We start from the raw sequence: 15,621 nt of genomic DNA on the forward strand, positions 1-15,621 counted from the left end.
CAAGCCTCCGCCCCGTGCGAGACTCCCGGCATGATCCTCCGCCCCGCCACCCGCGCCGAACTGCCCGCCGTCCTGGCCCTGCTCGCCGACGAGGAGCGGGTCGTGGACCCCGCCTCGGTCACCGTCACCGAGGCGTACGAGCGGGCCTTCGCCGCCATCGAGGGCGACCCGCGCAACGAGATGCTGGTCCTGGTGGACGACGGTCTCGTCGTGGGCTGCCTCCAGGCCACGTACATCCCGGGGCTCGGCAGGGGCGGCGCCGAGCGGGCCCTGATCGAGGCGGTCCGGATCAGGGCCGACCGGCGTGGCGGCGGCCTCGGCCGGGAGCTGATGGAGCGGGCGGCGGCACGCGCGCGGGAGCGCGGCTGCGCGCTCGTCCAGCTCACCAGCGACAAGCGGCGCACACAGGCCCATCGCTTCTACGCCTCCCTGGGCTTCGCACGCAGCCACGACGGCTTCAAGCGGACGCTCTAGCGCGGACGCGTACTCTCCGGCAGAACCCTTCAGCAGCGCTTATCCCTCGAACCAAGAAGGTCTAAGTGGACCTACATGGTCGGGTGTGCCCAGACTTGTCGCATGACTCCTGCACGTCCTTTCGGCCGCGCGCTCTGCGCGATGATCACCCCGTTCGCCCCGTCCGGCGCGCTCGACCTCGACGGGGCGGGAGAGCTGGCCGTGCGTCTCGTCGCGGACGGCTGCGACGGTCTGGTCCTCAGCGGGACCACCGGGGAGTCCCCGACCACCACCGACGCCGAGAAGGCGGCGCTCGTCCGCGCGGTGCGGGAGGCGGTCGGCCCCGGCCCGTCCGTCGTCGCGGGCGTCGGGACCGCCGACACCCGTCACACCGCGGAGCTGGCCCGGCAGGCCGAACGGGCCGGGGCCGACGGGCTGCTGGTCGTCACCCCGTACTACAGCCGACCGCCCCAGGCGGCCGTCGAGGCGCACTTCCTGAAGGTCGCGGACGCGACCGGGCTGCCGGTCATGGTCTACGACATCCCCGGCCGCACCGGCACCCGCGTCGAGCCCGCGACGATGCTGCGGCTCGCCGCGCACCCGCGGATCGTCGCGGTGAAGGACTGCTCCTACGACCTGCTGGGTTCGGCGCGGGTCATCGCGGAGAGCGAACTCGCCTACTACTCCGGCTGCGACGAGCTCAACCTGCCGCTGTACGCGATCGGCGCCGCGGGATACGTCAGCACGGTCGCGAACGTGGTGCCGCGTCCGATGCGGGCGGTCCTGGACGCCTTCGACGCGGGCGACACCGCCGGGGCGGCCCGCCTGCACGCCCGGAACCTGCCGCTCACCGAGCTGATGATGGCCGCCGGCCTGCCCGGCACGGTCACCGTGAAGGCGCTCCTCGGCAGGACGGTGCGCGAACCGCTGCAGCCCGCCGACCGGGAGACGGCCGACGGGCTGCGGAAGGCGTACGAGGCGCTGGTTCAGGCGGAGTCGACGGTGTAGATCCGGCCGAGGGGGCCGCCCGGCCCAGGGCGCGCCCGGTCAGTTGTGGCTGTGGAGGATGTCGTTGAGGCCGCCCCAGACCGCGTTGTTCGGGCGGGCCTCGACGGTGCCGGTGACCGAGTTGCGGCGGAAGAGGATGTTCGAGGCGCCGGAGAGCTCGCGGGCCTTCACGATCTGGCCGTCGGGCATGGTGATCCGGGTGCCGGCGGTGACGTAGAGGCCGGCCTCGACGACGCACTCGTCGCCCAGCGCGATGCCGACGCCCGCCTCGGCGCCGATCAGGCAGCGCTCGCCGATCGAGATGACGACGTTGCCGCCACCGGAGAGGGTGCCCATGGTGGAGGCGCCGCCGCCGATGTCGGAGCCGTTGCCGACGACGACGCCGGCGGAGATACGGCCCTCGACCATGGAGGTGCCGAGGGTGCCGGCGTTGAAGTTGACGAAGCCCTCGTGCATGACGGTGGTGCCGGCGGCGAGGTGGGCGCCGAGGCGGACGCGGTCGGCGTCGGCGACGCGGACGCCGGCGGGCACGACGTAGTCGGTCATGCGGGGGAACTTGTCGATCGAGGTGACCTGGAGGTGCAGGCCCTCGGCGCGGGCGTTGAGCCGCACCTTCTCGACGTCGTCGACGGCGACCGGGCCGAGCGAGGTCCAGGCGACGTTGGCGAGCAGGCCGAAGACGCCGTCCAGGCTCTGGCCGTGCGGCTTGACCAGCCGGTGGCTGAGCAGGTGCAGGCGCAGGTAGGCGTCGTGGGCGTCGAGCGGCTTGTCGTCGAGCGAGGAGATCACGGTGCGGACGGCGACCACCTCGACGCCGCGGCGGGCGTCCACCCCGAGGGCCTTGGCGGCGCCCTCGCCGAGGGCGTTCACCGCCTCGTCGGGGGTGAGCCGCTCGGTGCCGGCGGGGCCGGCCGCTTCGGTCAGCTCGGGGGCGGGGAACCAGGTGTCGAGAACGGTGCCGTCGCCGGAGATGGTGGCGAGGCCGGCGGCGACGGCGCCGGTGGTGCGAGGAGCAGTGGTCATGACGGAAAACCTAACGGGCGGGCCCCCGCCCGGGCCAACCGGTCTCAGGTGTCGGGCGAGCCCGTAGGGCGTTCCGACGAACCCCCGGAGGGCGGTCTCGGCACTTCCTTCAGACCCCCGGTGACGCTCCCTTCGGCCCGCGGGCCGCCCCCTTCGAGGCCGGTGACGCTCCCTTCGGCCCCGCGTCCAGGATCCGCGCCAGCACGAGCCTCGCGTACTCCTCGTCGTACGCGCCGTCCGTGAGCAGGACCTGGAGGCAGATGCCGTCCATGAGGGCGACGACGGCGCGGGCGGTGACGGGGTCGGTGCGGGAGGCGAGGGCGGCGGTGACGCTCTCGGTCCACTCGGCGGCGACGGGGCGCAGGGCGGGGCGGCGCAGCGCGGCCAGGTAGAGCTCGTACTCCAGCTCCACGCGCGCGCGTTCGCCGCCCAGCCACGCGCCGAGGAGCCGGGCGAGGGCGGTGGCCAGGTCGACGTCCGGCGCGGTGAGGCCCGGGGTCTCCCGCAGCAGCCGGCCGAAGCCCTCGTTGGCCTTGCGCAGCGCGGCGACGAGGAGTTCGTCGAGGGAGGCGAAGTGGTACGTGGTGGAGCCGAGGGGCACGTCGGCCTCGGCGGCGACCGTGCGGTGGCTCAGCCCGGCGATGCCGGACCGTCCGGCCACCCGGAGGGCCGCGTCGACGATCCGCTCGCGCCGTTCGGGGTCGTGGCGCCGCGGGCGGGCCATCAGTGCGCCCCGCCGAGGTTGAGGACGGCGACCCCCGCGATGATGAGGACGATCCCGGCGATCTTGGCGGCGTTGAGGCTCTCGCCGAGGAAGAGGAAGCCGATGGCGGCGACGGCCGCGGTGCCGACGCCCGACCAGATGGCGTAGGCGGTGCCGACCTGGAGCGTCTTGAGCGCCTGCGCCAGGAGGGCGAACGCGATCAGGTAGCCGACACCGGTGACCAGCGAGGGCCAGAGCTTGCTGAAGCCGTCGCTGTACTTCATCGAGGTGGTGGCGAGGATCTCCGCCACGATGGCGCCCGCCAGCAGTCCGTAACCCATGCGTACGAGCGTACACAGCGATGCGTACGGTCGTACACAAAGGGCACCGATACCGTGTCCCGCATGACGTATCCCCCAGGCCCGCCCTACGGCTACGGCTACGCGCCGCCGCCTCCTCCGCCGAAGCCCGGCGTGATACCCCTGGCCCCGCTCTCGTTCGGCACCGTCCTCGGCGGGGCCTTCGCCACCTTCGGCCGCTACTGGAAGCAGCTGCTCGGCGTCACCGCGGCCGTCTACGGCACCGCGCTGCTGCTCGTCGGGGCGGCCGTCGGCATCGCGTACGCCGCCGTCGGCGACCTCTTCCCCGCCGTGTTCGACCTGCCGTCGGGCCAGGAGCCGGCCTGGGACGACGTCCGCCCGCTGATCGTCGCCTTCGTCTGCGTCTGGCTCGCGGCCATGATCGCCATGGTCTGCGCCAACGCCGTCGTGGCGGCCGCCTGCCCGGCCGTCGTCCAGGAGGCCGTCCTCGGCCGGCCGACCACCTTCGGGGCGGTCTGGCGACGCGCCTGGTCACGGATGCCGGCCGTCCTGGGCACGGTCGTGCTGACCAGCCTCCTCCTGCTGCTCCCGGTGGCGCTCGTCGCCGTGGCCTTCGCCGGGACCTTCGCCGCCCTGCTCTCGGCCGCGGCCGACTCGGACGCCCCCGGCAGCGGTCTGTGGGTCGTCCCGCTGGTCGCCGTCGTCCTGGCCCTGCTCATCACCCCGCTCGCGGCCTGGATCTGGGTGAAGTTCAGCCTCGCCCCGGCCGCGGCGGTCGTCGAGGGGCAGGGCGCCGTCGCCTCGATGCGCCGCTCGTCGTTCCTGGTCCGCGACTCCTGGTGGCGGCTGTTCGGCTGCCTGCTCGCCATCGGTGCGATGGCCTCGTTCGCGGGCTGGCTGATCCAGCAGCTGCTCTCCGTGCTGGTCACGGCGCCGCTGGCGGCCGTCGACTTCTCCGGCGACGACCCCGGCGCCCTGATCGCGTCCTTCGCGGTCCTCTTCGGCTTCCTCGCCGTGGGCCAGCTCGTCAGCCAGGCGGTCGTCTCCCTCTTCCCGCCGCTGGTCGCCTCCCTGCTCTACGTCGACCAGCGCATCCGCAAGGAGAACCTGGCCCCGGAACTCGCCCGCGCGGCCGGCGTCTTCTAGGACGGCCTCCCGGCACGCGAAACGGCCGTGCCCCGAAGGGCACGGCCGTTCTCCCGCGGACGGGTCAGACGTTGAAGCCGAGCGCGCGCAGCTGCTCGCGGCCGTCGTCCGTGATCTTGTCCGGGCCCCACGGCGGCATCCAGACCCAGTTGATCTTCAGCTCGTTGACGATGCCGTCCGTCGCGGACTTCGCCTGGTCCTCGATCACATCGGTCAGCGGGCAGGCCGCCGACGTCAGGGTCATGTCCAGCGTCGCGATGTTCGCGTCGTCGATGTGGATGCCGTAGATGAGGCCCAGGTTGACGACGTCGATGCCCAGCTCGGGGTCGACGACGTCGTACAGCGCCTCACGGACTTCTTCCTCGGAGGCCGGCTTCATGGTGGCCTCGGCGTTCTCGGTCATGCCGACTTCCTCTCCGCGTCGCCCAGCGCCTGGGCGGTCGCGTCCTTCCACGCCATCCAGCTGAGCAGCGCGCACTTCACACGGGCCGGGTACTTGGAGACACCGGCGAACGCGACCGCGTCCTCCAGGATCTCCTCCATCGCGTCGTCGGGCTCGATCTGGCCCTTGGACTGCATCAGCTCCAGGAAGGTGCCCTGGATCCGCTGCGCCTCGGCCAGCTCCTTGCCGACGAGCAGCTCGTTGAGGACGGACGCCGATGCCTGGCTGATCGAGCAGCCCTGGCCCTCGTACGACACGTCCTCGATACGCGAGCCGTCGTATTTCACGCGGAGCGTGATCTCGTCGCCGCACGTCGGGTTGACGTGGTGCACCTCGGCGTCGCCGTCCCGAAGACCGCGCCCGTGCGGGTGCTTGTAGTGGTCCAGGATGACGTCCTGGTACATCGAATCCAGCTTCACGAGCCGTCCCCTAGCCGAAGAAGTTCCGTACGTGCTCCAGACCCTCGACCAGGGCGTCGACCTCGGCCGGAGTGGAGTACAGATAGAACGACGCCCGCGTGGTCGCAGGAATTCCGTACCGCAGGCAGACCGGCCGCGCGCAGTGGTGGCCGACCCGGACCGCGATGCCCTGCTCGTCGAGGACCTGGCCCACGTCGTGCGGGTGGATGTCGCCCAGCGTGAAGGAGATCGCCGCGCCGCGGTCCTCGGCCGTGGTGGGGCCGATGATCCGCAGGTCCGGAACCTCCTGGAGGCGCCGGACGGCGTACTCGGTGATCGCGTGCTCGTGGCGCGCGATGTTCTCCATGCCGATCGCCGACAGGTAGTCCACGGCCGCGCCGAGGCCGACGGCCTGGGCGATCGGGGGCGTGCCCGCCTCGAACTTGTGCGGGGCCGGCGCGTACGTCGAGGAGTGCATCGACACGGTCTCGATCATCTCGCCGCCGCCGAGGAAGGGCGGGAGGTCCTCCAGGAGCTCCTGCCGTCCCCACAGCACGCCGATGCCGGTCGGGCCGCACATCTTGTGGCCGGTGAAGGCCACGAAGTCGGCCTGGAGCGCCTGCACGTCCAGGACCATGTGCGGGGCCGCCTGGGAGGCGTCGATGCAGACGAGCGCACCGACCTCCTGGGCGCGGCGGATGATGGTCTCCACCGGGTTGACCGTGCCCAGCAGGTTCGAGACCAGCGTGAACGAGACGATCTTGGTCTTCTCGGTGATGACCTCCTCGATGTTCGAGAGGTCGAGACGGCCGTCGTCGGTGAGGCCGAACCACTTCAGCTTCGCGCCCGTGCGCTGCGAGAGCAGCTGCCACGGCACGATGTTGGAGTGGTGCTCCATCTCCGTGATGGCGATCTCGGTCTCGTGGTCCACGCGGTAGGGCTCCTCGGCCCAGCCCAGCATGTTGGCCACGAGGTTGAGCGACTCCGAGGCGTTCTTGGTGAAGATCACCTCGTCGCGGCTCGGCGCGTTGATGAAGGCCGCGACCTTGTCACGGGCGCCTTCGTACAGCGCCGTCGCCTCCTCGGCGACCGTGTAGACGCCGCGGTGGACGTTGGCGTTGTGGCGCTCGTAGTACGTGTTGAGCGCGTCGAGGACCTGCCGCGGCTTCTGCGAGGTCGCCGCGGAGTCGAGGTACACGATCTTCTTGCCGTCGTGGACCACGCGATCCAGGAGCGGGAAGTCCTTGCGGATCGCCTCGGTGTCGAGGAGGCCGGAGAGCCCCTGATGGGCAGAAGTCACGCGGATGCGCCACCCTTCACGTACTTGTCGTAGCCCTCGTTCTCCAGCTGGTCGGCGAGCTCGGCACCGCCGGACTCGGCGATGCGGCCGTTCGCGAAGACGTGCACGAAGTCGGGCTTGATGTAGCGCAGGATGCGCGTGTAGTGGGTGATCAGCAGGGTGCCGACCTCACCCGTCTCACGCACGCGGTTGACGCCCTCGGAGACGATGCGGAGCGCGTCGACGTCGAGGCCGGAGTCGGTCTCGTCGAGGATCGCGATCTTCGGCTTGAGGAGCTCCAGCTGCAGGATCTCGTGGCGCTTCTTCTCACCGCCGGAGAAGCCCTCGTTGACGTTGCGCTCGGCGAAGGCCGGGTCCATCTGGAGCTGCTCCATGGCGGACTTGACCTCCTTCACCCAGGTGCGCAGCTTGGGGGCCTCGCCGCGGACGGCGGTGGCGGAGGTGCGCAGGAAGTTGGAGACCGAGACGCCGGGGACCTCGACCGGGTACTGCATGGCGAGGAAGACGCCGGCGCGGGCGCGCTCGTCGACCGACATCTCCAGGACGTCCTCGCCGTCGAGGGTGACGGTGCCGCCGGTGACCGTGTACTTCGGGTGGCCGGCGAGGGAGTACGCCAGGGTCGACTTGCCGGAGCCGTTGGGGCCCATGACGGCGTGGGTCTCGCCCTGCTTGATGGTCAGGTCGACGCCCTTGAGGATCTCGCGGGGACCGTTCTCCGCCTCGACGGAGACGTGCAGGTCGTGGATTTCAAGCGTAGCCATGGGTGACTCAGGACTCCTGGGTGACGGAGACGAGCACATCGTCCCCTTCGATCTTTACGGGGTATACGGGGACGGGGCGCGTCGCGGGCAGGCCCGAGGGCTTGCCGGTGCGCAGGTCGAAGCTGGAGCCGTGCAGCCAGCACTCGATGGAGCAGTCCTCGACCTCGCCCTCCGAGAGGGAGACGTTCGCGTGCGAGCAGATGTCGTTGATCGCGAACACCTCGCCCTCGGTGTGCACGAGGGAGATCGGCGTGCCGTCCACCTCGACCCGCTTGGGGGTGTCGGTCTCCAGCTCGCTCAGCGCGCAGACTCGGACGAAGGCCATCAGACCGACGCCTCCAGCTCGGCCTCGATCTTGGCGATCAGGCGCTCCTGGACGTCGGGCAGACCGATCTGCTGGACCAGCTCAGCGAAGAAGCCGCGGACGACGAGGCGGCGGGCCTCGGCCTCCGGGATGCCGCGGGCCATCAGGTAGAAGAGCTGCTCGTCGTCGAAGCGGCCGGTGGCCGAGGCGTGACCGGCGCCGGCGATCTCGCCGGTCTCGATCTCCAGGTTCGGCACGGAGTCGACCCGGGCGCCGTCCGTGAGGACCAGGTTCCGGTTGAGCTCGTACGTGTCGGTGCCCTCGGCGGCGGCCTGGATAAGCACGTCGCCGATCCAGACGGCGTGCGCGTCCTGGCCCTGCAGCGCGCCCTTGTAGGCCACGTTGGACTTGCAGTGCGGGGTGTTGTGGTCGACCAGCAGGCGGTGCTCCTGGTGCTGGCCGGCGTCGGTGAAGTACAGGCCGAAGAGCTCGGCCTCGCCGCCCGGCGCCGCGTAGGAGACGCGCGGGTGGATGCGGACGACGTCGCCGCCGAAGGTGACGACGACCGACTTGAAGGAGGCGTCGCGGCCGACCAGCGCGTTGTGCTGGGCGACGTGGACGGCGTTCTCGTCCCAGTCCTGGACGGAGACGACCGTCAGCTTGGCGCCGTCGCCGAGGACGTAGTCGACGTTGGCGGCGAGGACGGCGTCACCGGTGTGGTCGATGACCACGACGGCCTCGGCGAAGGCGCCGAGCTCGATCGAGAGGTGGCCGAAGGCGACCCCGCCGACGCCGTGCACCGCGATGCGGATCGGCTCGGCGAGGACGGCCTCCTTGGCGACGGTGACGACCGACGCCTTCTCGAAGGACGAGTACGCCTGGGCGGCGACGCGGTCGACGGGCGTGCCGGCCTTGCCGAGGCGCTGGTCCTCGCGGCCGACGGCCTCCACGGTGACGCCCTCGGGGGCCTCGATCTCGACCTTGACGCCCTCGCCGGAGGCGACCGCGGTGCCGTCGTGGAGGCCGCGCAGACGCGCCAGCGGCGTGAAGCGCCACTCCTCTTCACGGCCGTGCGGGACGGGGAAGTCCGCGACGTCGAAGGACGGGGGCGCGCTCATGCGCGTGGCGACGGTGGACTCGGCGGCCACCGCGATGGAGCCGGCGGTGGTGGAGCCCGCCGGGATGTACTGAGCCTCAGCCATGGCTGTCGTGTTGCTCTCTTCCTGCGTAAAAGAAATCGGTCGCTGCGTGGGTGGGGCGGGCTCCTAGCCGACCGCACCTTCCATCTGCAGCTCGATCAGCCGGTTGAGCTCCAGGGCGTATTCCATCGGCAGCTCCTTGGCGATGGGCTCGACGAAGCCTCGAACGATCATCGCCATCGCCTCGAACTCGGTGAGGCCGCGGCTCATGAGGTAGAAGAGCTGGTCCTCGGAGACCTTGGAGACGGTGGCCTCGTGCCCCATGGAGACGTCGTCCTCGCGCACGTCCACGTAGGGGTACGTGTCGGAGCGGGAGATCGTGTCGACGAGCAGCGCGTCGCAGAGGACGTTCGACTTGGCGCCCGGGGCACCCTCGCCGATCTCGATGAGACCGCGGTAGGAGGTGCGGCCGCCGCCTCGCGCCACCGACTTGGAGACGATGTTGGAGGAGGTGTTCGGCGCCATGTGGACCATCTTGGCGCCGGCGTCCTGGTGCTGGCCCTCGCCCGCGAACGCGATGGAGAGCGTCTCGCCCTTGGCGTGCTCGCCCATCAGGTAGACGGCCGGGTACTTCATGGTGACCTTGGAGCCGATGTTGCCGTCGACCCACTCCATGGTGGCGCCCTCGTAGGCGACGGCGCGCTTGGTCACCAGGTTGTAGACGTTGTTCGACCAGTTCTGGATGGTCGTGTAGCGGCAGCGGCCGCCCTTCTTGACGATGATCTCGACGACGGCGCTGTGCAGCGAGTCCGACGAGTAGATCGGGGCGGTGCAGCCCTCGACGTAGTGGACGTAGGCGTCCTCGTCGACGATGATCAGCGTCCGCTCGAACTGGCCCATGTTCTCCGTGTTGATACGGAAGTACGCCTGCAGCGGGATCTCGACGTGCACGCCCTTCGGCACGTAGATGAAGGAGCCGCCGGACCACACGGCCGTGTTCAGCGAGGCGAACTTGTTGTCGCCGACCGGGATGACGGTGCCGAAGTACTCGCGGAAGAGCTCCTCGTGCTCCTTCAGCGCGGTGTCGGTGTCGACGAAGATGACGCCCTGCTCCTCCAGGTCCTCGCGGATCTGGTGGTAGACGACCTCGGACTCGTACTGGGCGGCGACACCGGCGACGAGGCGCTGCTTCTCCGCCTCGGGGATGCCGAGCTTGTCGTACGTGTTCTTGATGTCCTCCGGCAGGTCCTCCCAGGACTCGGCCTGCTTCTCGGTGGACCGCACGAAGTACTTGATGTTGTCGAAGTCGATGCCCGAGAGGTCGGAGCCCCAGGTCGGCATGGGCTTCTTGCCGAAGAGGCGCAGACCCTTGAGACGGAGCTTCAGCATCCACTCGGGCTCGTTCTTCTTCGAGGAGATGTCGCGGACGACGTCCTCGTTGAGTCCGCGCTTGGCGGTGGCACCGGCAGTGTCGGAGTCGGCCCAGCCGTACTCGTACCGACCCAGGCCCTCAAGCTCGGGGTGGCTGATCTCGGTGGTCATGCGGGGTTCCTCCCGGCCGTGCTGACAGATGCTGATGACGTGGTCTGCGGGGCGCTGTGCGGGATGAACGTGGTGCAGACGCCGTCACCATGCGCGATGGTGGCCAGACGCTGGACGTGCGTTCCCAGGAGGCGGGAGAAGAATTCCGTCTCCGCCTCACACAGCTGGGGGTACTGCTCGGCGACGTGGGCGACCGGGCAGTGGTGCTGGCAGAGCTGCTCGCCGACCGGCGCGTTCCGCGCAGTGGCAGCGTACCCGTCCGCCGTCAGGGCCTTGGCCAGCGCCTCGGTCCGCCGGGCGGGGTCGGCCGATTCGACGGCCTCCCGGTACGCGCCCGCCTGGGCCTCGATGCGGTCGCGGGCGAAGGCGGCGACGGCCGCTTCCCCTCCGGCGTTCCGCTCGATCCAGCGGAGCGCCTCGACGGCCAGCGAGTCGTAGGACTGGTCGAAGGCGTCCCGGCCGCAGTCGGTGAGCGCGAAGACCTTCGCGGGGCGGCCGCGGGCGCGGGTTCCGTAGACGCGCTGCTCGCGGGCCTCGACGACGTTCTCGGCGACCAGCGAGTCGAGGTGGCGCCGGACGGCGGCCTGGGTGAGGCCGAGCCGGTCCGCCAGGTCGGCGACGGTCGACGGCCCGTGATCCAGGATCGACCGCGCGACCCGGTTGCGCGTCGAACGCTCACGGGTCGCGAGTTCCTCCACGGGAGCCGCACCGACGTTTTTCACAACGCCATTGTTGCGTAATTAATCGGCGAGTGACAAGCGGCACCGGAACCACCGGCGGTGCCGTGCATCACTCAGGTAAGCCTTACCTGACCTGCGGATTTGATCATTGGTAGGACGAATCACCGCCCCCCACAGGCCGCGCCGAGGACACGTCCGCGCAGGCCACAGGGGTCCCCGCGCGCGCCGCGGCGCCCTTTCGGCCCGGTCGCCGCCCCGGGCGCGCGCGCCCGGCCGCGCGCCACCGCCGACGGGGCCCGGGCCCCGCGCCGGGAGGACCCCCGCGCCCTCTCTAGACTTCCCGTCATGCGCGGGATGTCCACACAGAGCGAGGCCGTCGTCCAGGTCAGGGGCCTGGTCAAGCGGTACGGAGCCAAGACCGCCGTCGACGGCCTCGACCTCGACGTGCGGGCGGGCACCGTCACCGCCGTCCTCGGCCCCAACGGGGCCGGCAAGACGACCACCATCGAGACCTGCGAGGGATACCGCAGGCCGGACGGCGGCACCGTCCGCGTCCTCGGCCTCGACCCGGTCGCCGACGCGGCCGCCCTGCGCCCCCGGATCGGCGTCATGCTCCAGTCCGGCGGCGTCTACTCCGGAGCCCGGGCCGACGAGATGCTCCGCCACATGGCGAAGCTGCACGCGCACCCCCTCGACGTGGACGCCCTCGTCGAGCGGCTCGGCCTCGGCTCCTGCGGCCGTACGACCTACCGGCGCCTCTCCGGCGGCCAGCAGCAGCGCCTCGCGCTCGCCATGGCCGTCGTCGGCCGACCCGAGCTGGTCTTCCTGGACGAGCCGACCGCGGGCCTCGACCCGCAGGCCCGCCGGGCCACCTGGGAGCTCGTCCGCGAGCTCCGCGCCGACGGCGTCACCGTGGTCCTCACCACCCACTTCATGCAGGAGGCCGAGGAGCTCGCCGACGACGTCGCCATCGTCGACGCCGGCCGGGTCGCCGCCCAGGGCAGCCCCGAGCAGCTCTGCCGCGGCGGCGCCGAGAACACCCTGCGCTTCACCGGGCGCCCCGGCCTCGACCTCGGCTCCCTGCTCAAGGAGCTGCCCGACGGCACCGCCGCGGCGGAACCGCTCCCCGGCACCTACCGCGTCACCGGCGCGGTGGACCCCCGCCTGCTCGCCGCGGTGACCACCTGGTGCGCCCGGCACGACGTGATGCCCGACGGCATCTCCGTCGAGCGCCACACCCTCGAAGACGTCTTCCTCGAACTGACGGGCAAGGAACTGCGGTCGTGAGCACTGGCACCTACTCCCCCCGGCCGGGAGCCGCCCCCGTCGGCCGGATGATCGCCGCGCAGGCCGCCCTGGAGACCAGGATGCTGCTGCGCAACGGCGAGCAGCTGCTGCTGACGGTGATCATCCCGTCGCTCCTGCTGGTCCTGTTCTCCACCGTCGACATCGTCGACACCGGCGCCGGCGAGGCCGTCGACTTCCTCGCCCCCGGCGTGCTGGCGCTCGCGGTGCTCTCCACCGCCTTCACCGGCCAGGCCATCGCGACCGGCTTCGAGCGCCGGTACGGGGTGCTCAAGCGGCTCGGCGCCTCACCGCTCCCCCGCTGGGCGCTGATGACCGCCAAGACGCTCGCCGTGCTGGTCACCGAGGTGCTCCAGGTCGCGCTCCTGGCCGCGATCGCGCTGGCGCTCGGCTGGTCACCGCAGGGCGGCCCCTTCTCCGTCGCGCTGCTCCTCGTCCTGGGCACGGCCGCCTTCTCCGGCCTCGGCCTGCTGATGGCGGGCACCCTCAAGGCGGAGGCCACCCTGGCCGCCGCCAACCTGGTCTTCCTGCTGCTCCTGGTGGGCGGCGGGGTCATCGTGCCGCTGGACCGGTTCCCGGAGCCGGCCCGCGCGGTCCTGGAGCTGCTGCCGATCTCGGCCCTCTCGGACGGCCTGCGGGACGTCCTCCAGCACGGCGCCGCGATGCCGTGGGGCGACGCGCTGGTCCTGGCGGTCTGGGCGGTCCTGGGTCTCGGGGCGGCCGCGAGGTTCTTCCGCTGGGAGTAGCCGAACCGGTTCAGAGGGTGACGTTTCCCGACAAGGCACCCCCTCGTGAAAGCGTGCACAAGCCCCCGCCTACGATGGGCACCGTGCTGACCCCCCTCGCCTTCCTCGCCAAGCGCTGGACCCCGTCCCCCCGGACGCTCCGGCGCGCCGCGCTCTCCGCCGTCGTGATGAGCGTCCTCATCATCGTCACCGGTGGCGCGGTCCGGCTGACCGGTTCCGGTCTCGGCTGCGACACCTGGCCGAAGTGCACGGACGACAGCCTCATCGTGACGCCCGAGCAGGGCTACCGCGGCGTCATCGAGTTCGGCAACCGGATGCTGACGTACGTCCTGTCGGCGGCCGTCGGCTGGGCCATCGTCGCCGCCCGGTGCACCAAGCCGTGGCGCCGGAACCTGACCCGCTGGGCCTGGGCGCAGTTCTGGATCGTGATGAGCAACGCCGTGATCGGCGGCATCACCGTCTGGATGGGCCTCAACCCGTGGACGGTGGCCGGTCACTTCCTCGCCGCGAACTCCCTCCTCACGGTGGCGGTCATCACCTGGCACCGGACCGGCGAGGGCGACACCACCCCCCGGCCGCGCGCGCCGCGGCCGGTCCGCAAGCTCTCCTGGGCGATCACCGTCACCTCCGCCCTGCTGATCGTGCTCGGCACGACGGTCACCGGAGCCGGCAAGCACGCCGGTGACAGCAGCGACGTGCCGCGCATGCCGTGGGACTGGACGGACGCCGCCCACGTCCACGCCGTCGCCGCCTGGGTCGTCTGCGCCCTCGCCCTGGCGATGTGGCTGGTCCTGCGCGTGGTGGACGCCCCGGTCGACACCCGGGCCCGGGCCCGCGACCTGCTGGTCGTGCTGCTCGCCCAGGGCGCGATCGGCTACGTCCAGTACTTCACCGGCGTCCCCGAGATCCTGGTCGCCGCCCACATGCTCGGCTCCTCGCTGATGTGGATCGCCGTGCTGCGCCTCGCCCTGAGCCTGCGCGAGCGTCCGCTCCCCACCCCGGAGATCCCGGCCCAGGCCGACCCCGAGCTGGCGACCGCCTGAGCCGTTCCGCAACCACCCGAGTCCGCCCGCACCCCGCCCCCGCGCGGGGTGCGGGCGGTTCCGGTCGGACCGCGGGCGACTCGGCGACAGGCGGGCTCGGGCGCCCGAGGCACCCGTGGTCGCCGCTCGGAGTGGCGAAGGCGGGCTACGGGCGGGGACCGGCCCCGGGGCCGAGCCGGTAGACGCGCCGGGCGTTGTCGGCGGCGATCATGCCGGCGACGCGCTGGGCGTCCGTACGGGACCATGCGCCGTCGGCGACCCAGGCGCCGAGCACCCGGGCGAGCGCCGCGCGGAAGGTGCTCGCGGCGACGACGTGGAGTTCGGGCAGGGCGTGGGCGCCGCTGGAGAAGAGCAGCTTGCCGAACGGCGCCCGCTCCAGGACCTCGGCGAGCGCGTCCGCGGCCCGGGCTCCCGTGTGGGCGAGGACGGGCCCGAGATCGGCGTACACGTGCGCGTGGACCCCGGTCAGCCGGGCCGCCTCGCGGTGGTACGGGTAGGCGTGCAGCAGGACGAGGTCGGTGCCGAGCCCGGCGGTGGCGGCGGCGAAACCGGCGACGACGGCCGGGTCCCGGTCCCCGGTGTGCAGCTGGAGCGGGCGCCCCGCGCCGACGGCGATCCAGAGCAGATGGCGCAGCAGGACGGGGTCGGTGAGGCGGCCGCCGGCCGGGCGGGCGGCCAGCCAGCGGCCGGCGGCCCCGCGCACCTCGCCGGGCCCGGGCGGTTCGGACGTGTGCGCCAGGCCGTGGCGCGCCCCGGCGGCGGAGGCGAGGGCCACGGCTCCGGCGGCGGCGGCGTGGACGGCCTCGGCGAGGTTGGCGAGGAAGCCCTCGACGGTTCCGGAGGTGTCGGCGACCTGTTCGGCGAGGGGTTCGAGGCGGACGATCTCGTGGGCCTCGGCGGCGCCGGCGGCGGCGATCTCGGCGGGCCCGGTGAGATCGCCGGAGAGCCCGGTGTCGACCAGGTAGGTGGCGATCCCGGAGGCGCGCAGGAGCCGACGGCCGGACTCGTCGACGCCGAGCTCGCGTCGGCGGGCGAGGTAGCGGGCCGGCGGGCAGTGCGGTTCGAGGCCGAGCAGCGGCGGGCACCAGCGGCGTACGGCGAACCCGGTCTGGGTGTCGAAGAAGGTGGTGCCGGCGGCGGGGAGCGCGGAGGTCCCGCCGAGATGGGCGCCGAGCCGGGCCTCGAAGGTGCCGAGGCCGAGCTCGGTGCGGAGCACCCCGTGGCAGTACTGGTCGACCAGGCTCGGCGTGTCGATCATCTCGGGGGGCTCCCTGCGTGGACGTGTCTCCACACGTCCTAACGGGTGAG

General features: G+C 71.8%; 18 protein-coding genes. 6 read left to right on the forward strand and 12 right to left on the reverse strand.

Annotated elements, in window-relative coordinates; translation table 11 throughout:
- Positions 1–30: 30 nt before the first annotated feature.
- Complete coding sequence (locus AB0424_RS04015) at positions 31–474, forward strand: GNAT family N-acetyltransferase (protein WP_366302053.1); 444 nt, start codon at positions 31–33, stop codon at positions 472–474.
- 102 nt (positions 475–576) lie between these two features.
- A complete protein-coding gene (dapA, locus tag AB0424_RS04020) occupies positions 577–1,461 on the forward strand; it encodes a 4-hydroxy-tetrahydrodipicolinate synthase (protein ID WP_366302055.1) in 885 nt (294 codons plus the stop codon).
- Positions 1,462–1,500: 39 nt separating this feature from the next.
- On the opposite strand, the gene dapD is transcribed toward dapA, so the two are convergent.
- The 3 genes from dapD to AB0424_RS04035 all read right to left on the reverse strand — a co-directional run bounded on the left by dapD (position 1,501) and on the right by AB0424_RS04035 (position 3,528).
- The gene (dapD, locus tag AB0424_RS04025; RefSeq protein WP_366302057.1) at positions 1,501–2,484 is read right to left on the reverse strand and encodes a 2,3,4,5-tetrahydropyridine-2,6-dicarboxylate N-succinyltransferase; all 984 of its coding nucleotides are present in this window, start codon (positions 2,482–2,484) and stop codon (positions 1,501–1,503) included.
- A gap of 109 nt (positions 2,485–2,593) precedes the next feature.
- Positions 2,594–3,208, reverse strand: a complete 615-nt coding sequence (locus AB0424_RS04030) for a TetR family transcriptional regulator (protein WP_366302059.1) — start codon at positions 3,206–3,208, stop codon at positions 2,594–2,596.
- A complete protein-coding gene (locus AB0424_RS04035; RefSeq protein ID WP_366302060.1) occupies positions 3,208–3,528 on the reverse strand; it encodes a multidrug efflux SMR transporter in 321 nt (106 codons plus the stop codon). The genes AB0424_RS04030 and AB0424_RS04035 overlap by 1 nt, the downstream gene beginning before the upstream one ends.
- A 63-nt stretch (positions 3,529–3,591) precedes the next feature.
- Here AB0424_RS04035 and AB0424_RS04040 point away from each other — a divergent pair, with 63 nt between their 5' ends.
- Positions 3,592–4,653, forward strand: a complete 1,062-nt coding sequence (locus AB0424_RS04040) for an oxidoreductase (protein ID WP_366302062.1) — start codon at positions 3,592–3,594, stop codon at positions 4,651–4,653.
- Positions 4,654–4,717: 64 nt separating this feature from the next.
- On the opposite strand, the gene AB0424_RS04045 is transcribed toward AB0424_RS04040, so the two are convergent.
- The 8 genes from AB0424_RS04045 to AB0424_RS04080 form a co-directional block, all read right to left on the reverse strand.
- Positions 4,718–5,056, reverse strand: coding sequence for a metal-sulfur cluster assembly factor (locus tag AB0424_RS04045; RefSeq protein ID WP_360782720.1), 339 nt, complete (start codon positions 5,054–5,056; stop codon positions 4,718–4,720).
- Complete coding sequence (sufU, locus tag AB0424_RS04050) at positions 5,053–5,514, reverse strand: Fe-S cluster assembly sulfur transfer protein SufU (protein WP_250768641.1); 462 nt, start codon at positions 5,512–5,514, stop codon at positions 5,053–5,055. Before sufU ends, AB0424_RS04045 begins: the two co-directional genes overlap by 4 nt.
- Before the next feature lie 10 nt (positions 5,515–5,524).
- Complete coding sequence (locus AB0424_RS04055; protein WP_366302065.1) at positions 5,525–6,793, reverse strand: cysteine desulfurase; 1,269 nt, start codon at positions 6,791–6,793, stop codon at positions 5,525–5,527.
- On the reverse strand, positions 6,790–7,554 hold the full coding sequence (gene sufC, locus AB0424_RS04060; RefSeq protein WP_017238623.1) for a Fe-S cluster assembly ATPase SufC: 765 nt from the start codon (positions 7,552–7,554) through the stop codon (positions 6,790–6,792). Before sufC ends, AB0424_RS04055 begins: the two co-directional genes overlap by 4 nt.
- Before the next feature lie 7 nt (positions 7,555–7,561).
- Positions 7,562–7,879 (reverse strand): bifunctional 3-phenylpropionate/cinnamic acid dioxygenase ferredoxin subunit, encoded by a 318-nt coding sequence (locus AB0424_RS04065; RefSeq protein ID WP_366302067.1) that lies wholly within the window; start codon positions 7,877–7,879, stop codon positions 7,562–7,564.
- A complete protein-coding gene (gene sufD / locus AB0424_RS04070; RefSeq protein ID WP_366302069.1) occupies positions 7,879–9,060 on the reverse strand; it encodes a Fe-S cluster assembly protein SufD in 1,182 nt (393 codons plus the stop codon). The genes AB0424_RS04065 and sufD overlap by 1 nt, the downstream gene beginning before the upstream one ends.
- A gap of 63 nt (positions 9,061–9,123) precedes the next feature.
- On the reverse strand, positions 9,124–10,539 hold the full coding sequence (gene sufB, locus AB0424_RS04075) for a Fe-S cluster assembly protein SufB (RefSeq protein WP_056561066.1): 1,416 nt from the start codon (positions 10,537–10,539) through the stop codon (positions 9,124–9,126).
- Positions 10,536–11,261: a metalloregulator ArsR/SmtB family transcription factor gene (locus AB0424_RS04080; protein ID WP_366302072.1), complete on the reverse strand. Its 726-nt coding sequence runs from the start codon at positions 11,259–11,261 to the stop codon at positions 10,536–10,538. Before AB0424_RS04080 ends, sufB begins: the two co-directional genes overlap by 4 nt.
- 312 nt (positions 11,262–11,573) lie before the next feature.
- Here AB0424_RS04080 and AB0424_RS04085 point away from each other — a divergent pair, with 312 nt between their 5' ends.
- The 3 genes from AB0424_RS04085 to AB0424_RS04095 all read left to right on the forward strand — a co-directional run bounded on the left by AB0424_RS04085 (position 11,574) and on the right by AB0424_RS04095 (position 14,313).
- A complete protein-coding gene (locus AB0424_RS04085; RefSeq protein WP_366302664.1) occupies positions 11,574–12,506 on the forward strand; it encodes an ABC transporter ATP-binding protein in 933 nt (310 codons plus the stop codon).
- The gene (locus AB0424_RS04090) at positions 12,503–13,270 is read left to right on the forward strand and encodes an ABC transporter permease (protein WP_366302074.1); all 768 of its coding nucleotides are present in this window, start codon (positions 12,503–12,505) and stop codon (positions 13,268–13,270) included. Before AB0424_RS04085 ends, AB0424_RS04090 begins: the two co-directional genes overlap by 4 nt.
- A gap of 74 nt (positions 13,271–13,344) precedes the next feature.
- Positions 13,345–14,313 carry a COX15/CtaA family protein gene (locus AB0424_RS04095; RefSeq protein ID WP_366302076.1) on the forward strand — a complete coding sequence of 323 codons (969 nt, stop codon included), beginning with the start codon at positions 13,345–13,347 and terminating at the stop codon, positions 14,311–14,313.
- 145 nt (positions 14,314–14,458) lie between these two features.
- Here AB0424_RS04095 and AB0424_RS04100 read toward each other — a convergent pair whose 3' ends face one another.
- Positions 14,459–15,571 (reverse strand): amidohydrolase, encoded by a 1,113-nt coding sequence (locus AB0424_RS04100; protein WP_366302078.1) that lies wholly within the window; start codon positions 15,569–15,571, stop codon positions 14,459–14,461.
- Positions 15,572–15,621 lie beyond the last annotated feature (50 nt).

This window comes from Streptomyces sp. NPDC051180 (assembly GCF_040689545.1).
Taxonomy (GTDB): domain Bacteria; phylum Actinomycetota; class Actinomycetes; order Streptomycetales; family Streptomycetaceae; genus Streptomyces.